The sequence below is a fragment of the Streptomyces sp. 7N604 genome (assembly GCF_052245475.1).
Lineage (GTDB): Bacteria > Actinomycetota > Actinomycetes > Streptomycetales > Streptomycetaceae > Streptomyces.
The window spans coordinates 1-16,027 of record NZ_JBQQBX010000032.1; the positions used below are offsets into that span (position 1 = coordinate 1).

Genomic DNA, 16,027 nt, shown 5'->3' on the forward strand with positions numbered 1-16,027 from the left:
AAGCCCAGCCGGTCGGCTCCGGCCCGTTGGTATGCCTCCGCGGTGACGTTGGCGGCGGCGGCCAGATCGGCGGGCGGTGCGAACCGACGCTCCTCCTTGAGCAGGTTGGCCAGGCTCTCGTTGCTCACGGCATCTCCCATTCCCAGGGTGACTTTTGTCCCAGGCCATAGCTCATCAGTCCGCTGGCCACGTGACAAGGTCTTCCGGGAAATTGGTTTAGACCTATTTTTCATGCCGGGCGCTGCTCCTGCGCCGTCGGGGCGACCGGAGCGAAGACCTCCGCCTCCTCGTCGAGCAGATAGGCCTGGGCCTCCCCCACATGGAAGTACATGCCGTGCAGCTCCAGTGTGCCTTCGGCCACTCGGTGCGCCACGGAGTCATGGGCCGCCAGATGCTCCAACTGCTGCACGATATTGGCCAGACACAACTCCTCGACCGCATCGGCCGCCGCCCGGCCGACGATCCGGGGACGGTGCATCCCCTGCCTGCCGGCCATCCGCTCGAGGCTGGGCAGGCCGTGCCGCAGCCAGCGCCCCAGCGATGTTCTTCGCTCGTCGGGTACGGCGCCCAGCATCGCCTGCATGGCACCGCAGCCGGAGTGCCCGCACACCGTGATGCTGCTGACTTTCAGGACGTCGACGGCGAACTCGATCGCGGCGGCCACCGAGTCGTCGCCCGTTCCGGAGCCCGCGTCTTCCCCCGTACGTGACATTTCCGGCGGAGGTACCAGGTTGCCCACATTCCGCACGGTGAAGAGGTCGCCGGGACCGCTGGAGGTGATCATGCTGGTAACCAGCCGGGAGTCCGCGCAGGTCAGGAACAGGTGGGAGGGGCGCTGACCCTCGCGGGCGAGGCGGGCGAGCTCTTCCCGGACCAGTGGCGCGGTGTTCCGCTGGAACGCGCTGAGTCCGCTGGCGAGTTGGTGGTTCCCCCCGGCCCAGGGCACGGCTTCGGGGCCCGGCCGGGTGCAGGCGTGGTTGCGCCAGGGCGTCCAGGGGCGGCAGCTGTGGACGGCCGCCGACGCGGGCTCGGCGATCCGCCGCCCGTCCCGGCCCGTGACGCCGACGGTCCCGCCGTGCGCGGTATGTGCGTCCTGCCAGCTCTGCAGCGTCTCGTACGCCGCGTGGTCCATGAACGAGCCGTCCAGCTCCACGCGCGCGGGGGCCCCGTCCGGCACCTGACCCAGCGCCCGGCTCAGCCGGGGCACCGCGAGAAACGTCAACTGGCCGCGCACCAGCACCCGGTGAGTGCCGTCCGGCTCCTCCTCGACCGTGATACGGGTGTGGGCCAGCCGGTGCAGCGCGACCGACACGGCGACGGCGATTCCGACCGCCACCCCCTCGAGGACGCCGAGCAGCACGACGGCCGCCAGCGTCGCCGCGTACACCAGGACTTCGCGGTGCCGCTGGACGCTGCGGATATGCGTCAGATTCACCATCTGCACGCCCACCACCATCACCAGCGCTGCGAGCACGGCCAGCGGAATCAGCTCCAGCACCCCGACGAGCAGCCCGGCGGCCAGCAACACCCATACGCCGTGCAGCACCGCGGAACCGCGGCTGACCGCTCCGGCCGCGACATTCGCCGCGCTGCGCACGGCCACACCCGTGACCGGCAGCCCGCCCAGCAGCCCTGACACGACATTGGCCGCCCCCTGGCCGCGCAGCTCCCGGTCCAGGTTGGCGCGCGGAACGCGCTGCTCCGGCTCTCCCCGCCGGGCTGCCGCCAGCTTGTCGACCGCGACGGCGGACAGCAAAGACTCCACGCTCGCCACCAGAGTGATCGTGAGGACGGCGGCGAGCAGCCCGAGCGCCGGTCCGTGCGGCAGCTCGGGCAGCGCGTGACTGCGCCAGGACGGCAGATCAACGCGCGGCAGGTGCAGGCCGGCCAGGACCGTGCACGCCGTCGCGAGGGCCACCGCCGCCAGCGCGGCCGGGGCTTTGCGGAGCGCACGGCCCCACGCCCCGGGCAGCCGCGGCCACAGCAGGAGCACCGAGACGGTGAGCACGCTGACCGTCAGCGCCGCCGGATGCGGAGCCGCCAACTGCCCTGGGAGGGCGAAGGCGTTGGCGACCGCGGAGCTCTGGGGGCTGCCGCCGAGGACGACATGGAGCTGTGCCAGCGCGATGGTGACGCCGATGCCGGCCAGCATCCCGTGCACGATCGCGGGGCTGACGGCCAGCGCGGACCGGGCCACCCGTACGCATGCCAGGGCGAGTTGGGTGAGCCCGGCGACGACGGTGAGGGCGCACGTGGTGCGCCAGCCGTAGATCTGGATCAGTTCCGCGGTGATCACGGTGAGACCGGCAGCAGGTCCGCTGACCTGAAGCGGCGCGCCGCCCAGCGTCCCCGCGACGATGCCGCCGACGGCCGCGGCGACCAGCCCTGCCTGGAGCGGTGCGCCGGTGGCCAGGGCGATACCGAGGGAGAGCGGGAGCGCGATGAGGAAGACGGTGACCGAGGCGGAGAGGTCGGCGGGGTGGACCGGGAATCTGCCGCCGGGGCGGCCGGGAAGGGTGTCCGGCGACGGGCTCGGGCACGGCGGGCTGGGGTCCTGCGGGATCCGGGTGGTCCGTTTCACGCGGGCGAAACGGTACGAGCGAGAGGGGCGGTCGAGGTGTGTGGGCGAGCAGGCAGACATGGTTCCCGTCTCCTCCGGGGCGGCGCGGTCGCGATCATGCGGCCGTGGGTCACGGCGTACAGCGGCGGGATGACAATCCTCAACTCTCGGTAAAAGAATCGTAACGCAAGGTAAAGACGGGTGAGGCTCATTCGGGGCAAAAGCCCTGCTAGTTACGTCATTCGAGTGAAGATGTGTGGCCGTCAGCCTGTCGTACAAATCCTCCGTCCCGGTCATGCCACGGTGTGTCGCGGTGGTGTTCGCGTGCACGAGGGAGAGCGGTGCTATGGCAGCCCCGAGGAAAGTGCTCCTGGGTGTCGCCACGTCGGCGATGGCCCTGGCGGTCAGCGGTTGCTCCGGCGGTGTCGTGACGAAGCGGGACCCGGACGAGGAGCAGAAACGTTTCACCATCCCCAAGGGACCCACCGCCGCCAGGGTCCGGCTGATCGGCGACGGATCGACGGCCGACACCGGACGCCAGCCCCTCCAGCCCGCTGTCGAAAGGCTGAGACCGGGCGAACGGCCGCCGCAGTTCGTGGTCTTCTCCTGGGACGGCGCGGGCGAGGACAGCCAGAAGCTCTTCTCGCGCTTCCGCGCGATCGGCAACGAGTACGACGCGCGCATGACGTACTTCCTCAGCGGCGTCTACGTCCTGCCGCACGAGAAACGGCGGCTCTACGAACCGCCCAAGCACGCGCGCGGTGCCTCGGACATCGGCTTCAACGACATCAAGGGCATCCGCGCCACCCTGGAGCAGGTCCGCCTCGCCTGGCTGGAGGGCAACGAGATCGGCACCCACTTCAACGGCCACTTCTGCGGCCCCAACGGGGGTGTCGGCACCTGGTCCCCTGCGGAGTGGAAGAGCGAGATCGAGCAGGCCGAGTGGTTCGTCAAGCGCTGGCGGACGAACTCCGGCCTGAAGAACATGACGCCGCTGCCCTTCGACTACAGCAAGGAGCTGGTCGGCGGCCGTGCACCCTGCCTGGAGGGCCAGAAGAACCTGATCCCCGCGGCAAAGGCGATGGGCTTCCGCTATGACGCCAGCTCGTCCGGCGGGCGCCAGGTCTGGCCGGACAAGATCGACGGGATCTGGGACTTCCCGCTCCAGGAAGTCCCCCTGGCCGGGCGCACCTTCGAGACGTTGTCGATGGACTACAACTTCCTGGCCAACCAGTCGGGAACGGTGAGGGGCGACCCGTCGCGGCACAAACTCTGGGGGAAGCAGATGCGCGACGGGCTCCTGGCCGCCTTCGACCGGGCCTACAACGGCAACCGGGCCCCGTTCTTCATCGGCAACCACTTCGAGTCCTGGAACGGTGGAACGTACATGCGCGCCGTTGAGGACACCATCAAGGCCGTGTGCCGCAGGGAGGGCGTGCGCTGCGTGACCTTCAAGCAACTCGCGGACTGGCTGGACGCGCAGGACCCGGAGGTGCTGGAGAGGCTGCGCAGCCTCGAGGTCGGCGAGAAGCCCGAGGAGGGCTGGGCGGCCTTCCTGGGCGCCCGGCCCGCGGCGCCCGCGGGCCCGGGACGGCCGGCCGAGGAGTCGCCGGCCGAGAGGTCGTCGGTCGAGGGGCCATCGGTCGACGCGTTGTCGGACGGGGCCCTGCCGTGGAGCAAGGCCCGTTCGTCCGGCGACAAGCCCCCCGTCAGGGCCCGGTCATCGGCCGAAGGGGCCTCGGTCAAGCGGGCTGGGGAGCGGAAGCGGCCCCCGGGCCCTGCGCCGTGGCCAGGCCTTCGTCCATGGTGAACGCGGGGTCGACCTGGGCCGCCAGGTCGGCGCCCGTCCTCGCGTTGCCCCAGCTCTCCGCGTTCTTCAGGTGGAAGTGGACCATTTGGCGGGTGTAGCGCTCCCAGTCCCGCAGCTCGTACGACGCGTCGGCCGCCTCGTACAGGGTCCGCAGCGCACCGAGGTTGGCGGGCTCGAGTGTTTCGAAGCGAGGCGGGCGGCCCTTCTCCATGGCCCGCACCCAGTCGGAGTGACCGAAGGTGACGAGCAGGTCGTCGCCCACCTCCTCGCGCAGGAAGGCCACGTCGTCGGGCCCCTGCACCTTGTTGCCGACCACATGCAGGATTACGCCGAAGTCGCGCGCGTACTCCTTGTACTGGCGGTAGACGGCAACGCCCTTGCGGGTGGGCTCGGCGACCAGGAAGGTCGCGTCGAAGCGGGTGAACATCCCGGAGGCGAAGGAGTCGGAGCCCGCCGTCATGTCGACGACGACGTATTCGTCGCGGCCGTCGACCAGGTGGTTCAGGCACAGTTCGACCGCTCCGACCTTGGAGTGGTAGCAGGCGACGCCGAGATCGGAATCGGTGAAGGGGCCGGTCACCATCAGGCGTACGTCCGTGCCGCCCTCGAGCTCCAGCGGCCGGGCGCAGGCGGCGTAGACCGGATTGTCCTCGCGGATCCGCAGCAGTCGTGAACCCTCGCCGGGCGGCGTCGTCTTGATCATGGTTTCAGCGGACGCGATCCGCGGATTCGTGCCGCGCAGATAGTCCTTGATCAACGGCAGCCGGGCGCCCATGGCGGGGAGATCCGCCGCGTCCGCCTCGTCGAGGCCGAGGGCGGGGCCCAGGTGCTGGTTGATATCGGCGTCCACGGCGATGACCGGGATACGGGTCGCGGCGAGCTGGCGGATGAACAGCGAGGACAGCGTCGTCTTGCCGCTGCCGCCCTTCCCTACGAAAGCGATCTTCATGTTCACCTAGACTACGGCGCCCAGCCCTCGCCCGAAGTGATCTCCGTGAAGAAGACCACTCCTTCGAGGGGCGTGCGCGGTGGGTGCGTAGGCTCCTGCCCATGGGTACGAATGCCGATCCGCTGGCCGCTCTGGCCGATCTCCCGGGTGTCGCCGACTCCGTGGACTCCGTGCGCAAGGCCGTGGACCGGGTCTACGGCCATCGGGTGATGCGCCGCCGCAGCAACGAGATCACTTCGGAGGCCGCGCTGCGCGGGGCACGCGCCTCGGCGGCGCTGGCCGGCGCCGACTGGGCCCTGGAAGAGGTGCGGCGGCGCACCGACTTCGGGGGTGACGGCGAGCCGCGGACGGTCGGCGCGGCGCTGCGGCTCACCGCCGAGGCGGGCCAGCTGCTCGGCGTGTGGCGGCAGTCCCCGCTGCGGGCGCTCGCCCGGCTGCACTTGGTGGCGGCGGTCGGCGCGGCGCCGGACGAGACGGTGGGACGGCCGCGGCAGGCGGGCGAAGCGGTCTCGGAGCCGCTCGTCGAGCTGCCTCTCCCGGACGCGGGCGAGGTGGCGGGCCGGCTGGACGGCCTGGCCGGACTGCTGCTGGCGGGGACCGCGGCGCCTGCGCTGGTGACGGCCGCGGTGGTGCACGGCGAACTGCTGGCGCTGCGGCCCTTCGGGTCGTGCAACGGTCTTGTGGCGCGGACCGCGGAGCGGATCGTCCTGGTCGGCAGCGGGCTGGACCCGAAGTCGGTCTGCCCGGCGGAGGTGGGGCACGCGGAGCTGGGGCGCGAGGCGTACGCGCAGGCGCTGGAGGCGTACGCCTCCGGGACGCCGGAGGGGATGGCGGCGTGGATCGCTCACTGCGGGCGGGCGGTGGAGCTTGGGGTCAGGGAGAGCACGGCGGTGTGCGAGGCGCTGCAGCGCGGCGCGGCCTGACCGCTGGTCCCCTGGGGCGCGGCCTGACTCCGGTGCCCTGAGGCGCGGCTTGACTCCGGTGCCTTGAGGCGCGGCTTGATTCCCGGTCCCTGAACAGGGTTGCGGCGGTACCAATTGGTACCGCCGCTGGCATGTCCGTCCGGTTACCAGTGCGTGCTCGATATTCGCCCATCAGGCCGGGAACTTTTGCCCGTCACCTGGTGCGGCTGGCCCGTATTCGACGGGTCGACGTCGCGTGGGTGCCCGACTTCCATGCTTCGGTCCGTGGGGCCTCGATGCGTTATCGGGAAGATCCTCCCGGATATCCCTGGTCTCGCGGGCCGTTACGTTCTTTGTACTCCCGCGAATGATTAAGCGGAAGCCCTGCTTGCAGTTCTTTACTTTTGACTTCAAATACGGGCATACGCGGCGCGGCGCCGGCTCGCGTACCAGACCAGGCCCGCGGTGGCGGCCGCCGCGCCGATCGCGGCGACGGCCGCGAGCACCGGGCGCGGCGGCATGGACAGCGACGGTACGCGCTGCTTCAGCCGGACCGGACGGTCGAAGGTGAGCACCGGCCAGCCGCGGGCCACCGCCTCGCGGCGCAGCCCCCTGTCCGGGTTGACGGCGTGCGGGTTGCCGACGGCCTCGAGCATGGGGATGTCGGTCACCGAGTCGCTGTACGCGTAGCAGCGCGCCAGGTCGTAGCCCTCGCTTTCGGCCAGCTCGGCGATGGCCTCCGCCTTCGTGGGCCCGTAGCAGTAGTACGAGATCTCGCCGGTGAAGCGGCCGTCCTTCACGACCATGCGGGTGGCCACCACGCGGTCGGCGCCGAGCAGCTCGCCGATCGGTTCGACGACCTCGGCACCCGAGGTGCTGACGATCACCACGTCGCGGCCGGCCGTGTGGTGCTCCTCGATGAGCGAGGCCGCCTCGTCGTGGATGATGGGGTCGATCAGCTCGTACAGGGTGTCGGCCACTATCTCCCGGACCTGCTGGACGTTCCAGCCGCGGCACAGGGCGGAGAGGTACTGGCGCATCCGCTCCGTCTGGTCGTGGTCGGCACCGCCGACGAGATAGACGAACTGGGCATAGGCGGTGCGCAGTACGGCCCTGCGGTTGATCAGGCCGCCTTGGTAGAAGGACTTGCTGAAGGTCAGCGTGCTCGACTTCGCAATCACTGTCTTGTCGAGATCGAAGAAGGCGGCTGTGCGCGGCAAGGAGTGGTTTTCCACGAGGGTGAGCATAGGGGCCTGCCATTCGGCGTAAGCTGGGGCGCGTGGGTTTGCCTGAGAAGGCTCTCGGGTACACCATGGAAGTCACGGATCGTTCGCGACCGTGCTAACCCGGTCCGACTCCTCCCCCCCCGAGTCGGCCCTGGGGACGACCCCCGCTCTCCCCCCCGGCGGGGGTCGTCGCATGTCCGGACGCATTTTCGCCGTCCACTGCTTCACCTCGCTCCCCTTCCGCGCCGTTGTGCGCCCCCGGCCCTCCGTACCAGTGACGAGTGACGGAGCGTAATCGTCGCGCTGCGGAGGGGATGTCACCGGTATAGGTGAGCGGGATATTCACAACTGGCGAGTTGTCCACAGTTTTTGACGAAGATCCACAGGATTTTCCGGATCGCTGCACGGTGATTCCCCGCGGTGTTCGCGGACGTTCGCGGATGTCCGCGGACGCGAGAGTGCGAAGTGTGAGGGGGCGGGGAGCGTGGCCGGATCCATGACATCCGATCGGTTGCTTGCGGCGGGCGGACAGCAGGGCCGACCGCTGATCGTCACGGAGGACGAGGGACTGCTCGATGATCTGCTGAGACTGTGCGCGGCGGCCGGCGCCGAGCCGGAAGTCTCGCCGGGTCTGCCCGCGGGGAGGGGGAGCTGGGAGGGAGCGCCGCTCGTCCTGGTCGGGGACGACGCGGCGCACCGACTCCGCGGCGCCGCGCGCAGAGCGGGAGTGCTGCTCGTCGGGCGGGACCTCGACGATCACGCGGTGTGGCGGCAGGCCGTGGACATCGGCGCCGACCACGTCCTGTTCCTGCCCGATGCCGAGTCGTGGCTGGTGGACCGGATCGCGGACGCGGTGGAAGGCGTCGGACGGCAGGCGCTGACAGTGGGGGTGATCGGCGGCCGCGGCGGGGCCGGGGCGAGCACCCTGGCCTGCGCGCTGGCCGTGACCGCGGCCCGCGCGGGGCAGCGCACGATGCTCATCGACGGTGATCCGCTCGGTGGCGGGCTCGATGTGCTGCTGGGCGGGGAGGGCGCGGACGGGCTGAGGTGGCCCGCATTCGCCCAGTCGCGCGGCCGGGTCGGTGGCGGGGCGCTGGAGGAGTCGCTGCCCGAGCTGCACTCCCTGCGGGTGCTGAGCTGGGACAGGGGCGACTCGGTCGTCATCCCGCCGGAGGCGATGCGCTCGGTGCTGTCCGCCGCCCGCCGGCGCGGCGGAGTGGTCGTGGTCGATCTGCCGCGGCGGGTGGACGACGCGGCCGCCGAGGCCCTCGCGCAGCTGGATGCCGGGCTGCTGGTGGTGCCCGCGGAGCTGCGGGCCGTCGCGGCGGCGCACCGGGTTGCGGCGTCGGCGGCCATGGTGCTGCGGGACCTGCGGGTGGTGGTGCGGGGCCCGTGCGGCGCCGGGCTCGACGACGAGGAGATCGCGCGGCTGCTGGGCCTGCCGCTGGCGGGTGAACTCCGCCCGGAGCCGGGGCTGATGGACGCCCTCGAAGGCGGAGCCCCGCCCGGGAGCAGCGCGCGGGGTCCGCTCGCCCGATTCTGCTCGGCGTTCTGGGAACAGGCCCTGGCGGGCGGCGGTGGGGCCGCTCCCTCGGGCCGTGGTCCATCGGGTGAAGCCATGGGGACCGGCTCCACCGGCGATGCCTGGGGTGGCAAGGGGGGCGTGACGGGATGAGCGCGAGGAGCCCTGTGGGGGGCGTCCTTCCGGCGCCACTGGTGGAGGCGGTGCGGCTGCGGCTCGCGGAGACCGGGGCCGAGCCGACACCGGCGCGGGTGGCGGCAGTGCTGCGCGAGCAGGGGCGGCTGCTGGGCGACGCGGAAGTGCTGGGCGTCGTGGCGCGACTGAGGTCGGAGCTCGTCGGCAGTGGCCCGCTGGAGCCGCTGCTCGCCGCGCCCGATGTCACCGATGTGCTGGTGACAGGACCGGACCAGGTGTGGGTGGACCGCGGTCTCGGCCTGGAGCGCACGGAGGTGCGCTTCCCCGACGCGGCGGCCGTGCGCAGGCTCGCGCAGCGCCTCGCGGCCGTTGCCGGGCGGCGGCTTGACGATGCCCGCCCGTGGGTGGACGCCCGGCTGCCGGACGGGACGCGGCTGCATGCCGTACTGCCTCCGGTGGCCGTCGGCTCGGCCTGCCTGTCCCTGCGGGTGGTGCGGCCGAGGGCCTTCGGCCTTGCGGAGCTCGTCGCCGCCGGCACGGTGCCGCCGGGCGGGGAGCGGCTGCTCAGGGCGCTGCTGGAGGCCCGCCTGTCGTTCCTCATCAGCGGCGGTACGGGGTCAGGAAAAACTACGTTGCTCAGTACTCTGCTCAGCCTGGTGGGCCCGGAGGAGCGGCTCGTCCTGGCCGAGGACTCCGCGGAGTTGAGGCCCGACCACCCTCATGTGGTGCGGCTCGAGGCACGGCCAGCGAACCAGGAGGGCACCGGGCGCGTCACGCTGCGGGACCTGGTGCGGCAGGCGCTCCGGATGCGGCCCGACCGGCTGGTCGTTGGCGAGGTCCGGGGACCGGAGGTGCTGGACCTGCTCATGGCGCTCAACACCGGCCATGAGGGCGGCTGCGGGACCGTGCACGCGAACGCCGCCGCGGACGTACCCGCCCGGCTCGAGGCCCTCGGCTCGACCGCGGGTCTCGACCGGGCGGCGCTGCACAGCCAGCTGGCGGCCGCGCTGGCCGTGGTGCTGCATCTCGTACGGGACCGGGCCGGGCAGCGCCGTATCGCCGAGGTGCACGTACTGGAGCGCGACGGCGCAGGGTTCGTCACGACGGTCCCAGCCGCGGTGTGGGGCCCTGACGGCTTCCGGCGGGAGCGGGGCTGGGCGCGGTTGGAGCACTTGTGCACGCGGGGTGGGGGTGCGCTGTGACGGGGGGAGGAGTGGGGGTCGACACCGGCCCCGCGTGCGCGGCTGCGCTGTGCGCCGGTCTGGCCCTCTGGATGCTGACCGGGCGGGACAGAGAACTGCGCAGGGCGCGCCTGCTCTTCGCGGGCGGTGGTGAGGCGGAACCGGAGAGGGGCGGACTCCCCGCTCCGTGGGCCTCTTTGTGGCGGAAGGCGTCCGCGGCGCTCCGCGAGTGGTGGCGGGCGCGACTTGGCGGACGGTTCGGGCCGGAGCTCTGGTGCCTGCCGGCCGGGGGAGTTGTCGCGCTGCTCGGCGAGTCCGTGCTTCCGCTGCTCGGGGCAGTGGCCGCGCTGCCCGTGGCGCGGCGGTGGCTGCGTCGGCGCGAGCGCCGTCGGGCGCGAGAACGCACCGCGGCGCGGGTGATCGATCTTTGCGCCGCCGTAGCGGGCGAGTTGCGGGCCGGGCGGCAGCCGAACGAGGCGCTGCGCACGGCTGCCGTCGGCTCCCTCGGTGAGGCCGAGGCCTCGGTGCTGGCGGCGGCCCGGTTCGGCGGGGACGTACCGGGTGCGTTGCGCAGGGCGGCGCGGCAGGCGGGCGCGGAGGGACTGCTCGGAGTCGCGGCCTGCTGGCAGGTCGCGGCGGACGGCGGAGCAGGCCTGGCGACCGGTCTGGAGCGGGTGGCCGCGGCGCTCAGGGCGGAGCGGGAGCGGGACGAGGACCTGTACGCACAGCTGGCCGGTACGAGATCCACGGCGGCCCTGCTCGCCCTGCTACCGGTCTTCGGGCTGCTGATGGGCAGCGCGCTGGGTGCCGAGCCGCTGCGAGTGCTGCTGCACACACCGGTCGGCTGGGCCTGCCTGGCGGTGGGCGTCCTGCTCGAATGCGCTGGGCTGGCCTGGACATCGCGCATCGTGCGGTCCGCGGCCGTCGGGCGCGGAGCGGGGGCCGCATGAGCGGCGAGGTTGTCCACAGGCTGGGGGCGGTGGTGTTCGCTGTCGTGGCGGCGGTATGCCTGGCAGCGGCGATGTGCGGGGTCCGGCGGGAGCGGTCGACCCGTCGGCGGCTGGCTCTTCTGCTGGGGGCGCCCCGCGCGCGGCCCGGTATGTGGGCGGGGCTTGCCGACCGGTTCGCCAGGTGGAGCCGTGGTGCCGCGCTGCGGGACGGGTGGCCCCCGGTGGCCGCGGGACTCACCGGCTTCGTGCTCGTCGGCGGAGTGCCGGGGTGTGCCGTGGGGCTCGCCACGGCGTACGGCATACGGACGTGGTGGCGCCGACGCCCGAGACCGGCCGCGGGCGCGGATACCGAGGACGCGGCGCGCCGCCAACTGCCGCTGGCCGCCGATCTGCTGGCCGCTTGTCTCGCGGCGGGAGCCGGACCGCGCGAAGCGGCTGCGGCGGTGGGGAGTTCGCTGGGCGGCCCGGTGGGCGACCGGCTGGCACAGGCCGCCGCGGAGCTGCGGCTCGGGGGCGAACCGGCAGTCGCCTGGGGCCGGTTGGGGGCCCTTCCGGGTGCGGACGGGTTGTCGCGCTGTCTGGATCGTGCCATGGCGGCGGGCGTGCCCGCGGTGGAGCCCGTGACCCGCCTGGCGGCGGACTGCCGGGCCGCGCAGGCGCGCGCGGCCACGGCTGCGGCACGGCGGGCCGGGGTGCTGGCCACCGCGCCGCTGGGCCTGTGCTTCCTCCCCGCCTTTCTGACGATCGGCGTCGCGCCCGTACTGATCGGGCTGGCAAGCGGGCTGCTGAGCGGTGGCTGACCGAGTGGGAGCCCCGACTGCGAAGTGCCGAGACGGGCGAACTGCGCGGACAGGGCGGGAACGAAGGAACGAAACAACGAGGGGGTCGGAATGTTCGCGAAGGTCTGTGCTCGGTTGCGGGCAGTGTGCGGAGCGCGGCGGGAGGCAGGAATGACCACGGCCGAGTACGCGGTGGGGACGGTCGCGGCATGTGGCTTCGCCGCTGTTCTCTACAAGGTGGTGACGAGCGGGACGGTGTCCGCGGCGCTCGAGTCGGTGATCGGGAGGGCCCTCGATGCGCAGTTCTGAACGGTCTTCCGACCGGTCCTCTGGGTGGTGTTCCGGCCGTTCGGGCCGCCGGTGCCGGTGCCGGTGCCGTTCCGACAGGGGTTACGTGACGGCTGAGTCGGCCTTGGTGCTGCCGACCCTGGCGCTGTTCGCCGTGGTGCTGCTCTGGGGGCTGATGGCCGCCGCCGCGCAGATCCAGTGCGTGGACGCGGCGAGGGCCGGGGCCCGCGCGGTGGCACGGTCCGAACCGCGGGCGGCGGCGCTGGCCGCCGCCCGGTCGGCCGCGCCACGTGGGGCCGAAGTCGCCCTTCAGCGCGAGGGAGACCTGGTGCGGGTGCGGGTCGAGGCACCCACGGTCGGCCCAGGGCCCTTGTCGGTCCGGCTGCGCGCCGAAGCCGCGGCGCTGGCTGAGGATGCGGCGGTGGCCGACGACGCGGCGGTGGCGGCTCGATGAGACAGATGCGACGCATGAGCCGCTTGAGACACCTCACCGCCACGGGCATGCCCTCGACGCGCCCCTGTCCGGCTCCAGCGCACGAGCGAGCAAGGAGAGCTGGGGGAGGCGGAAGAGCCCGGACAGCCCGGAGAGCCCGGACAACCTGGAGAGCCGGGAGAGCCGGGGCAGTCGGGGGAGCCGGGGGAGCCGGGGGAGCCGGGAGTGGCCGTATCAAGCGACCTGCCGACCGGGGGTCGGCCACGGTGTGGACAGCCGTGCTGGCGACCGTGCTCTGCGCGGTGTTCGCCGCCGTTCTGAGCCTCGGCCAGGTGGTGGTGGCCCGTCACCGTGCGGGCGGGGCTGCCGACTTGGCGGCACTGGCCGCAGCTGACCACGCGCTTGAAGGGCAGTCGACGGCCTGCGCCACGGCACGGCGGGTGGCGGCCGCGCAGAGTGCGCGGGTGGTGCACTGCGCGGTGACCGGCGAGATCGCCGACCTCACGGCCGAGGTGCGCTCGGGTCCCTTCAGTTCGCGGGTTCGTTCGCGGGCGGGCCCTGCTGCCACCCCGGCCGGGCCTGACCCGCGCCCGAGCCACGGCCCGCCGGGTCGGCGGAATCCGCCTGACCCGGAGCCCCGGGCGCGCCCACCTCCGCCCGCCACCCAGCGCCGTAGGGCAGGGCCGCGACTAGTGCTCCGGCCGGGCCGGTCCCGGAGGTCAGGGAAGGCTCGCCTCCCCGGAGTCCGCAGCCTCCCCGGAGTCCGCAGCATCCCCGGCGTTCCGGGCGCCGGCGGCTTCCTCAGGCGCGCCCGCGAGGAGTGTGGTGAGCAGCCGCACTGCGGCGCGCTTGTTCAGCGGGTCGTTGCCGTTGCCGCACTTCGGGGACTGGATGCAGGAGGGGCAGCCGGACTCGCACTCGCAGGAGTCGATGGCCTCGTGGGTCGCCCGCAGCCAGCGCTGCGCGGTGTGGAAGGCGCGTTCGGCGAAGCCCGCCCCGCCGGGGTGGCCGTCGTACACGAAGACCGTGGGCAGCAGGGTGTCCGGGTGCAGCGGGACCGACACCCCGCCGATGTCCCAGCGGTCGCAGGTGGCGAACAGCGGCAGGATCCCGATGGAGGCGTGCTCGGCGGCGTGCAGCGCACCGCCCAGCTGCTCCGGGGCGACGCGAGCGGTGTCGAGCTGGTCCTCGGTGACCGTCCACCACACCGCGCGGGTGCGCAGCGTCCGGGGCGGCAGGTCCAGCTTCGACTCGCCCAGGACCTCGCCGGTGATCAGTTTCCGGCGGAGGAAGGAGACGACCTGGTTGGTGACCTCGACCGAGCCGAAGCACAGGCGCGAGTGGCCCCACGGGATCTCCGTGGTGGTCTCCAGGATGGAGATCGCCGTGGTGTCGCGGGCGGTGGTGGAGTACGGGGGGTTCGCCTCCTCGACCAGGGCCACCGAGTCCTCGAGATCGAGGTGCTTGACGAGGTAGCTGCGGCCCTGGTGGAGGTGGACCGCGCCGTCGTGGACCGCCGAGTGCGCGGCCGCTGCGTCCACGGTGCCCAGCAGACGGCCGGTCGCCGCCTCGACGACCTGGACCGGGGCGCCGCCCGCGCCACGGATGTCGGTGAGGTCGGCAGCCCGCTCGCGGCGCGGCCAGTGCCAGGCCGTGACTCCGGCGGCAGTGCGGCGGCGCAGCAGCTTGCGCTGTTCGAGCTGCGGTATCAGGCCGGGGGCGGCCGGCCCGAAGAGTTCGAGATCGGCCTCCGTGAGCGGGAGTTCGGCGGCGGCCGCGCACAGATGGGGGGCGAGGACGTACGGGTTGTCGGGATCGAGAACGGTGGACTCCACCGGTCGGCGGAACAGCGCCTCGGGGTGGTGAACCAGGTAGGTGTCCAGCGGGTCGTCGCGGGCCACCAGTACGGCGAGCGCCCCCTGCCCCGCGCGGCCCGCCCGGCCCGCCTGCTGCCACAGGGAGGCGCGGGTGCCCGGGTATCCGGCGAGGAGTACGGCGTCGAGGCCGGAGACGTCCACGCCCAGCTCCAGGGCCGTGGTGGCTGCCAGGCCGAGCAGCTCGCCGGAGTGCAGGGCGCGCTCGAGGGCACGGCGCTCGGCGGGGAGGTAGCCGCCGCGGTAGGCCGCGACCCGCCCGGGCAGCGAACGGTCGACGGCGGCCAGCCGCTCCTGGGCGATCAGGGCGATCAGCTCCGCGCCGCGCCGCGAGCGGATGAACGCGACCGAGCGGACCCCTTGGACGGCCAGGTCGGTGAGCAGGTCCGCGGTCTCCGCCGTGGCGGTACGCCGGATGGGGGCGCCCTGCTCGCCGTGGAGCTGGGTCAGCGGCGGCTCCCAGAGGGCGAAGACCAGCTCGCCGCGGGGCGATGCGTCGTCGGTGATCTCGGCGACCGGGAGGCCGGTGAGCCGGCTCGCGGCCTCGGCCGGGTCCGCGGAGGTGGCGGAGGCGAGGAGGAAGACCGGCTCGGAGCCGTAGCGGGCGCAGACCCGGCGCAGCCGCCGCAGCACCTGGGCCACGTGCGATCCGAAGACCCCGCGGTAGGTGTGGCACTCGTCGATCACCACGTAGCGCAGGGCGCGCAGGAAGGTGGACCAGCGCGAGTGGGCCGGGAGGATGCCCCGGTGGAGCATGTCGGGGTTGGTGAGCACGTAGTTCGCGTACTGGCGCACCCACTCGCGCTCCTCGACGGGGGTGTCGCCGTCGTATACCGCGGGCCGCACGCCGATGCCCAGCGGTGCGGCCAGCTCGGCGACGGCGCGCCGCTGGTCGGCGGCGAGCGCCTTCGTCGGCGCGAGATAGAGGGCCGTCGTGCCCCGCCCGTTGGGGGCCTCGGAGCCGTCGAGGAGGGTGCTGAGGACCGGCGTGACATAGGCGAGGGACTTGCCGGAGGCGGTGCCCGTGGCGACCACGACCGATTCGCCGCGCAGCGCGTGTTCGACCGTAAGCGCCTGGTGCACCCACGGACGCTCGATTCCGGCCCGCCCGATGGCGTCGGTGACTTCCTTGCGGATCTCCGTCGGCCAGTCCGCATGACGGCCCGCACGTGGGGGCAAGTGCTCCGTATGAGTGATGCGTACAGCCCGATCGGCCCCAGCGGCGAGCCGGTCCAGGACCGAGCGGGGGGACGGGCGGACGCCCGCGCCGTGCGGGAGTTGATTGTTGGCCATCGGCACCGAGTCTGTCACCGGAGTGACCGACAATGGGCTGAAGGCGTCGTGCACGCCTGCTGGTAAGTGATTGAATGCCATCGCGGCTGCCGATCCATGGGGGGCGACCGCTCGATGCAAGGTGC

General features: G+C 72.7%; 12 protein-coding genes and 1 pseudogene. 9 read left to right on the forward strand and 4 right to left on the reverse strand.

The genetic code is table 11. The features are described 5' to 3' along the window. Positions 1-229: 229 nt before the first annotated feature. Positions 230-2,641, reverse strand: coding sequence for a SulP family inorganic anion transporter (locus ACTWP8_RS30015; protein ID WP_443325229.1), 2,412 nt, complete (start codon positions 2,639-2,641; stop codon positions 230-232). 265 nt (positions 2,642-2,906) lie between these two features. Between ACTWP8_RS30015 and ACTWP8_RS30020 the strand changes: the two genes are divergently transcribed. Continuing rightward, on the forward strand, positions 2,907-4,370 hold the full coding sequence (locus tag ACTWP8_RS30020) for a hypothetical protein (protein ID WP_443325230.1): 1,464 nt from the start codon (positions 2,907-2,909) through the stop codon (positions 4,368-4,370). Here ACTWP8_RS30020 and ACTWP8_RS30025 read toward each other — a convergent pair. Continuing rightward, positions 4,303-5,319 (reverse strand): nucleotide-binding protein, encoded by a 1,017-nt coding sequence (locus tag ACTWP8_RS30025; protein ID WP_443325231.1) that lies wholly within the window; start codon positions 5,317-5,319, stop codon positions 4,303-4,305. The genes ACTWP8_RS30020 and ACTWP8_RS30025 overlap by 68 nt on opposite strands. Positions 5,320-5,420: 101 nt before the next feature. Between ACTWP8_RS30025 and ACTWP8_RS30030 the strand changes: the two genes are divergently transcribed. Next, complete coding sequence (locus tag ACTWP8_RS30030) at positions 5,421-6,242, forward strand: oxidoreductase (RefSeq protein ID WP_443325232.1); 822 nt, start codon at positions 5,421-5,423, stop codon at positions 6,240-6,242. Positions 6,243-6,631: 389 nt separating this feature from the next. Here the strand turns inward: ACTWP8_RS30030 and ACTWP8_RS30035 are convergent, their stop codons facing one another. After that, a complete protein-coding gene (locus ACTWP8_RS30035) occupies positions 6,632-7,468 on the reverse strand; it encodes an HAD family hydrolase (RefSeq protein ID WP_443325233.1) in 837 nt (278 codons plus the stop codon). 475 nt (positions 7,469-7,943) lie between these two features. Between ACTWP8_RS30035 and ssd the strand changes: the two genes are divergently transcribed. The 7 genes and pseudogenes from ssd to ACTWP8_RS30070 all read left to right on the forward strand — a co-directional run. Continuing rightward, complete coding sequence (ssd, locus tag ACTWP8_RS30040; protein WP_443325234.1) at positions 7,944-9,122, forward strand: septum site-determining protein Ssd; 1,179 nt, start codon at positions 7,944-7,946, stop codon at positions 9,120-9,122. Further along, positions 9,119-10,306 carry a TadA family conjugal transfer-associated ATPase gene (locus ACTWP8_RS30045; protein WP_443325235.1) on the forward strand — a complete coding sequence of 396 codons (1,188 nt, stop codon included), beginning with the start codon at positions 9,119-9,121 and terminating at the stop codon, positions 10,304-10,306. Before ssd ends, ACTWP8_RS30045 begins: the two co-directional genes overlap by 4 nt. Before the next feature lie 71 nt (positions 10,307-10,377). Then, a complete protein-coding gene (locus ACTWP8_RS30050; RefSeq protein ID WP_443325291.1) occupies positions 10,378-11,235 on the forward strand; it encodes a type II secretion system F family protein in 858 nt (285 codons plus the stop codon). Beyond that, entirely contained in the window at positions 11,232-12,035 is an 804-nt protein-coding gene (locus tag ACTWP8_RS30055; RefSeq protein ID WP_443325236.1) for a type II secretion system F family protein, read from the forward strand. Before ACTWP8_RS30050 ends, ACTWP8_RS30055 begins: the two co-directional genes overlap by 4 nt. Positions 12,036-12,125: 90 nt before the next feature. Further along, entirely contained in the window at positions 12,126-12,323 is a 198-nt protein-coding gene (locus ACTWP8_RS30060; protein WP_443317880.1) for a DUF4244 domain-containing protein, read from the forward strand. Then, positions 12,310-12,756 carry a TadE family type IV pilus minor pilin gene (locus tag ACTWP8_RS30065; protein WP_443325237.1) on the forward strand — a complete coding sequence of 149 codons (447 nt, stop codon included), beginning with the start codon at positions 12,310-12,312 and terminating at the stop codon, positions 12,754-12,756. The genes ACTWP8_RS30060 and ACTWP8_RS30065 overlap by 14 nt, the downstream gene beginning before the upstream one ends. Before the next feature lie 47 nt (positions 12,757-12,803). Continuing rightward, a pseudogene (locus ACTWP8_RS30070) lies at positions 12,804-13,283 on the forward strand (Rv3654c family TadE-like protein); the annotation flags it as partial. A 171-nt stretch (positions 13,284-13,454) separates the two neighbouring features. Here the strand turns inward: ACTWP8_RS30070 and ACTWP8_RS30075 are convergent. Further along, positions 13,455-15,983 (reverse strand): DEAD/DEAH box helicase, encoded by a 2,529-nt coding sequence (locus ACTWP8_RS30075; protein ID WP_443325239.1) that lies wholly within the window; start codon positions 15,981-15,983, stop codon positions 13,455-13,457. Positions 15,984-16,027 lie beyond the last annotated feature (44 nt).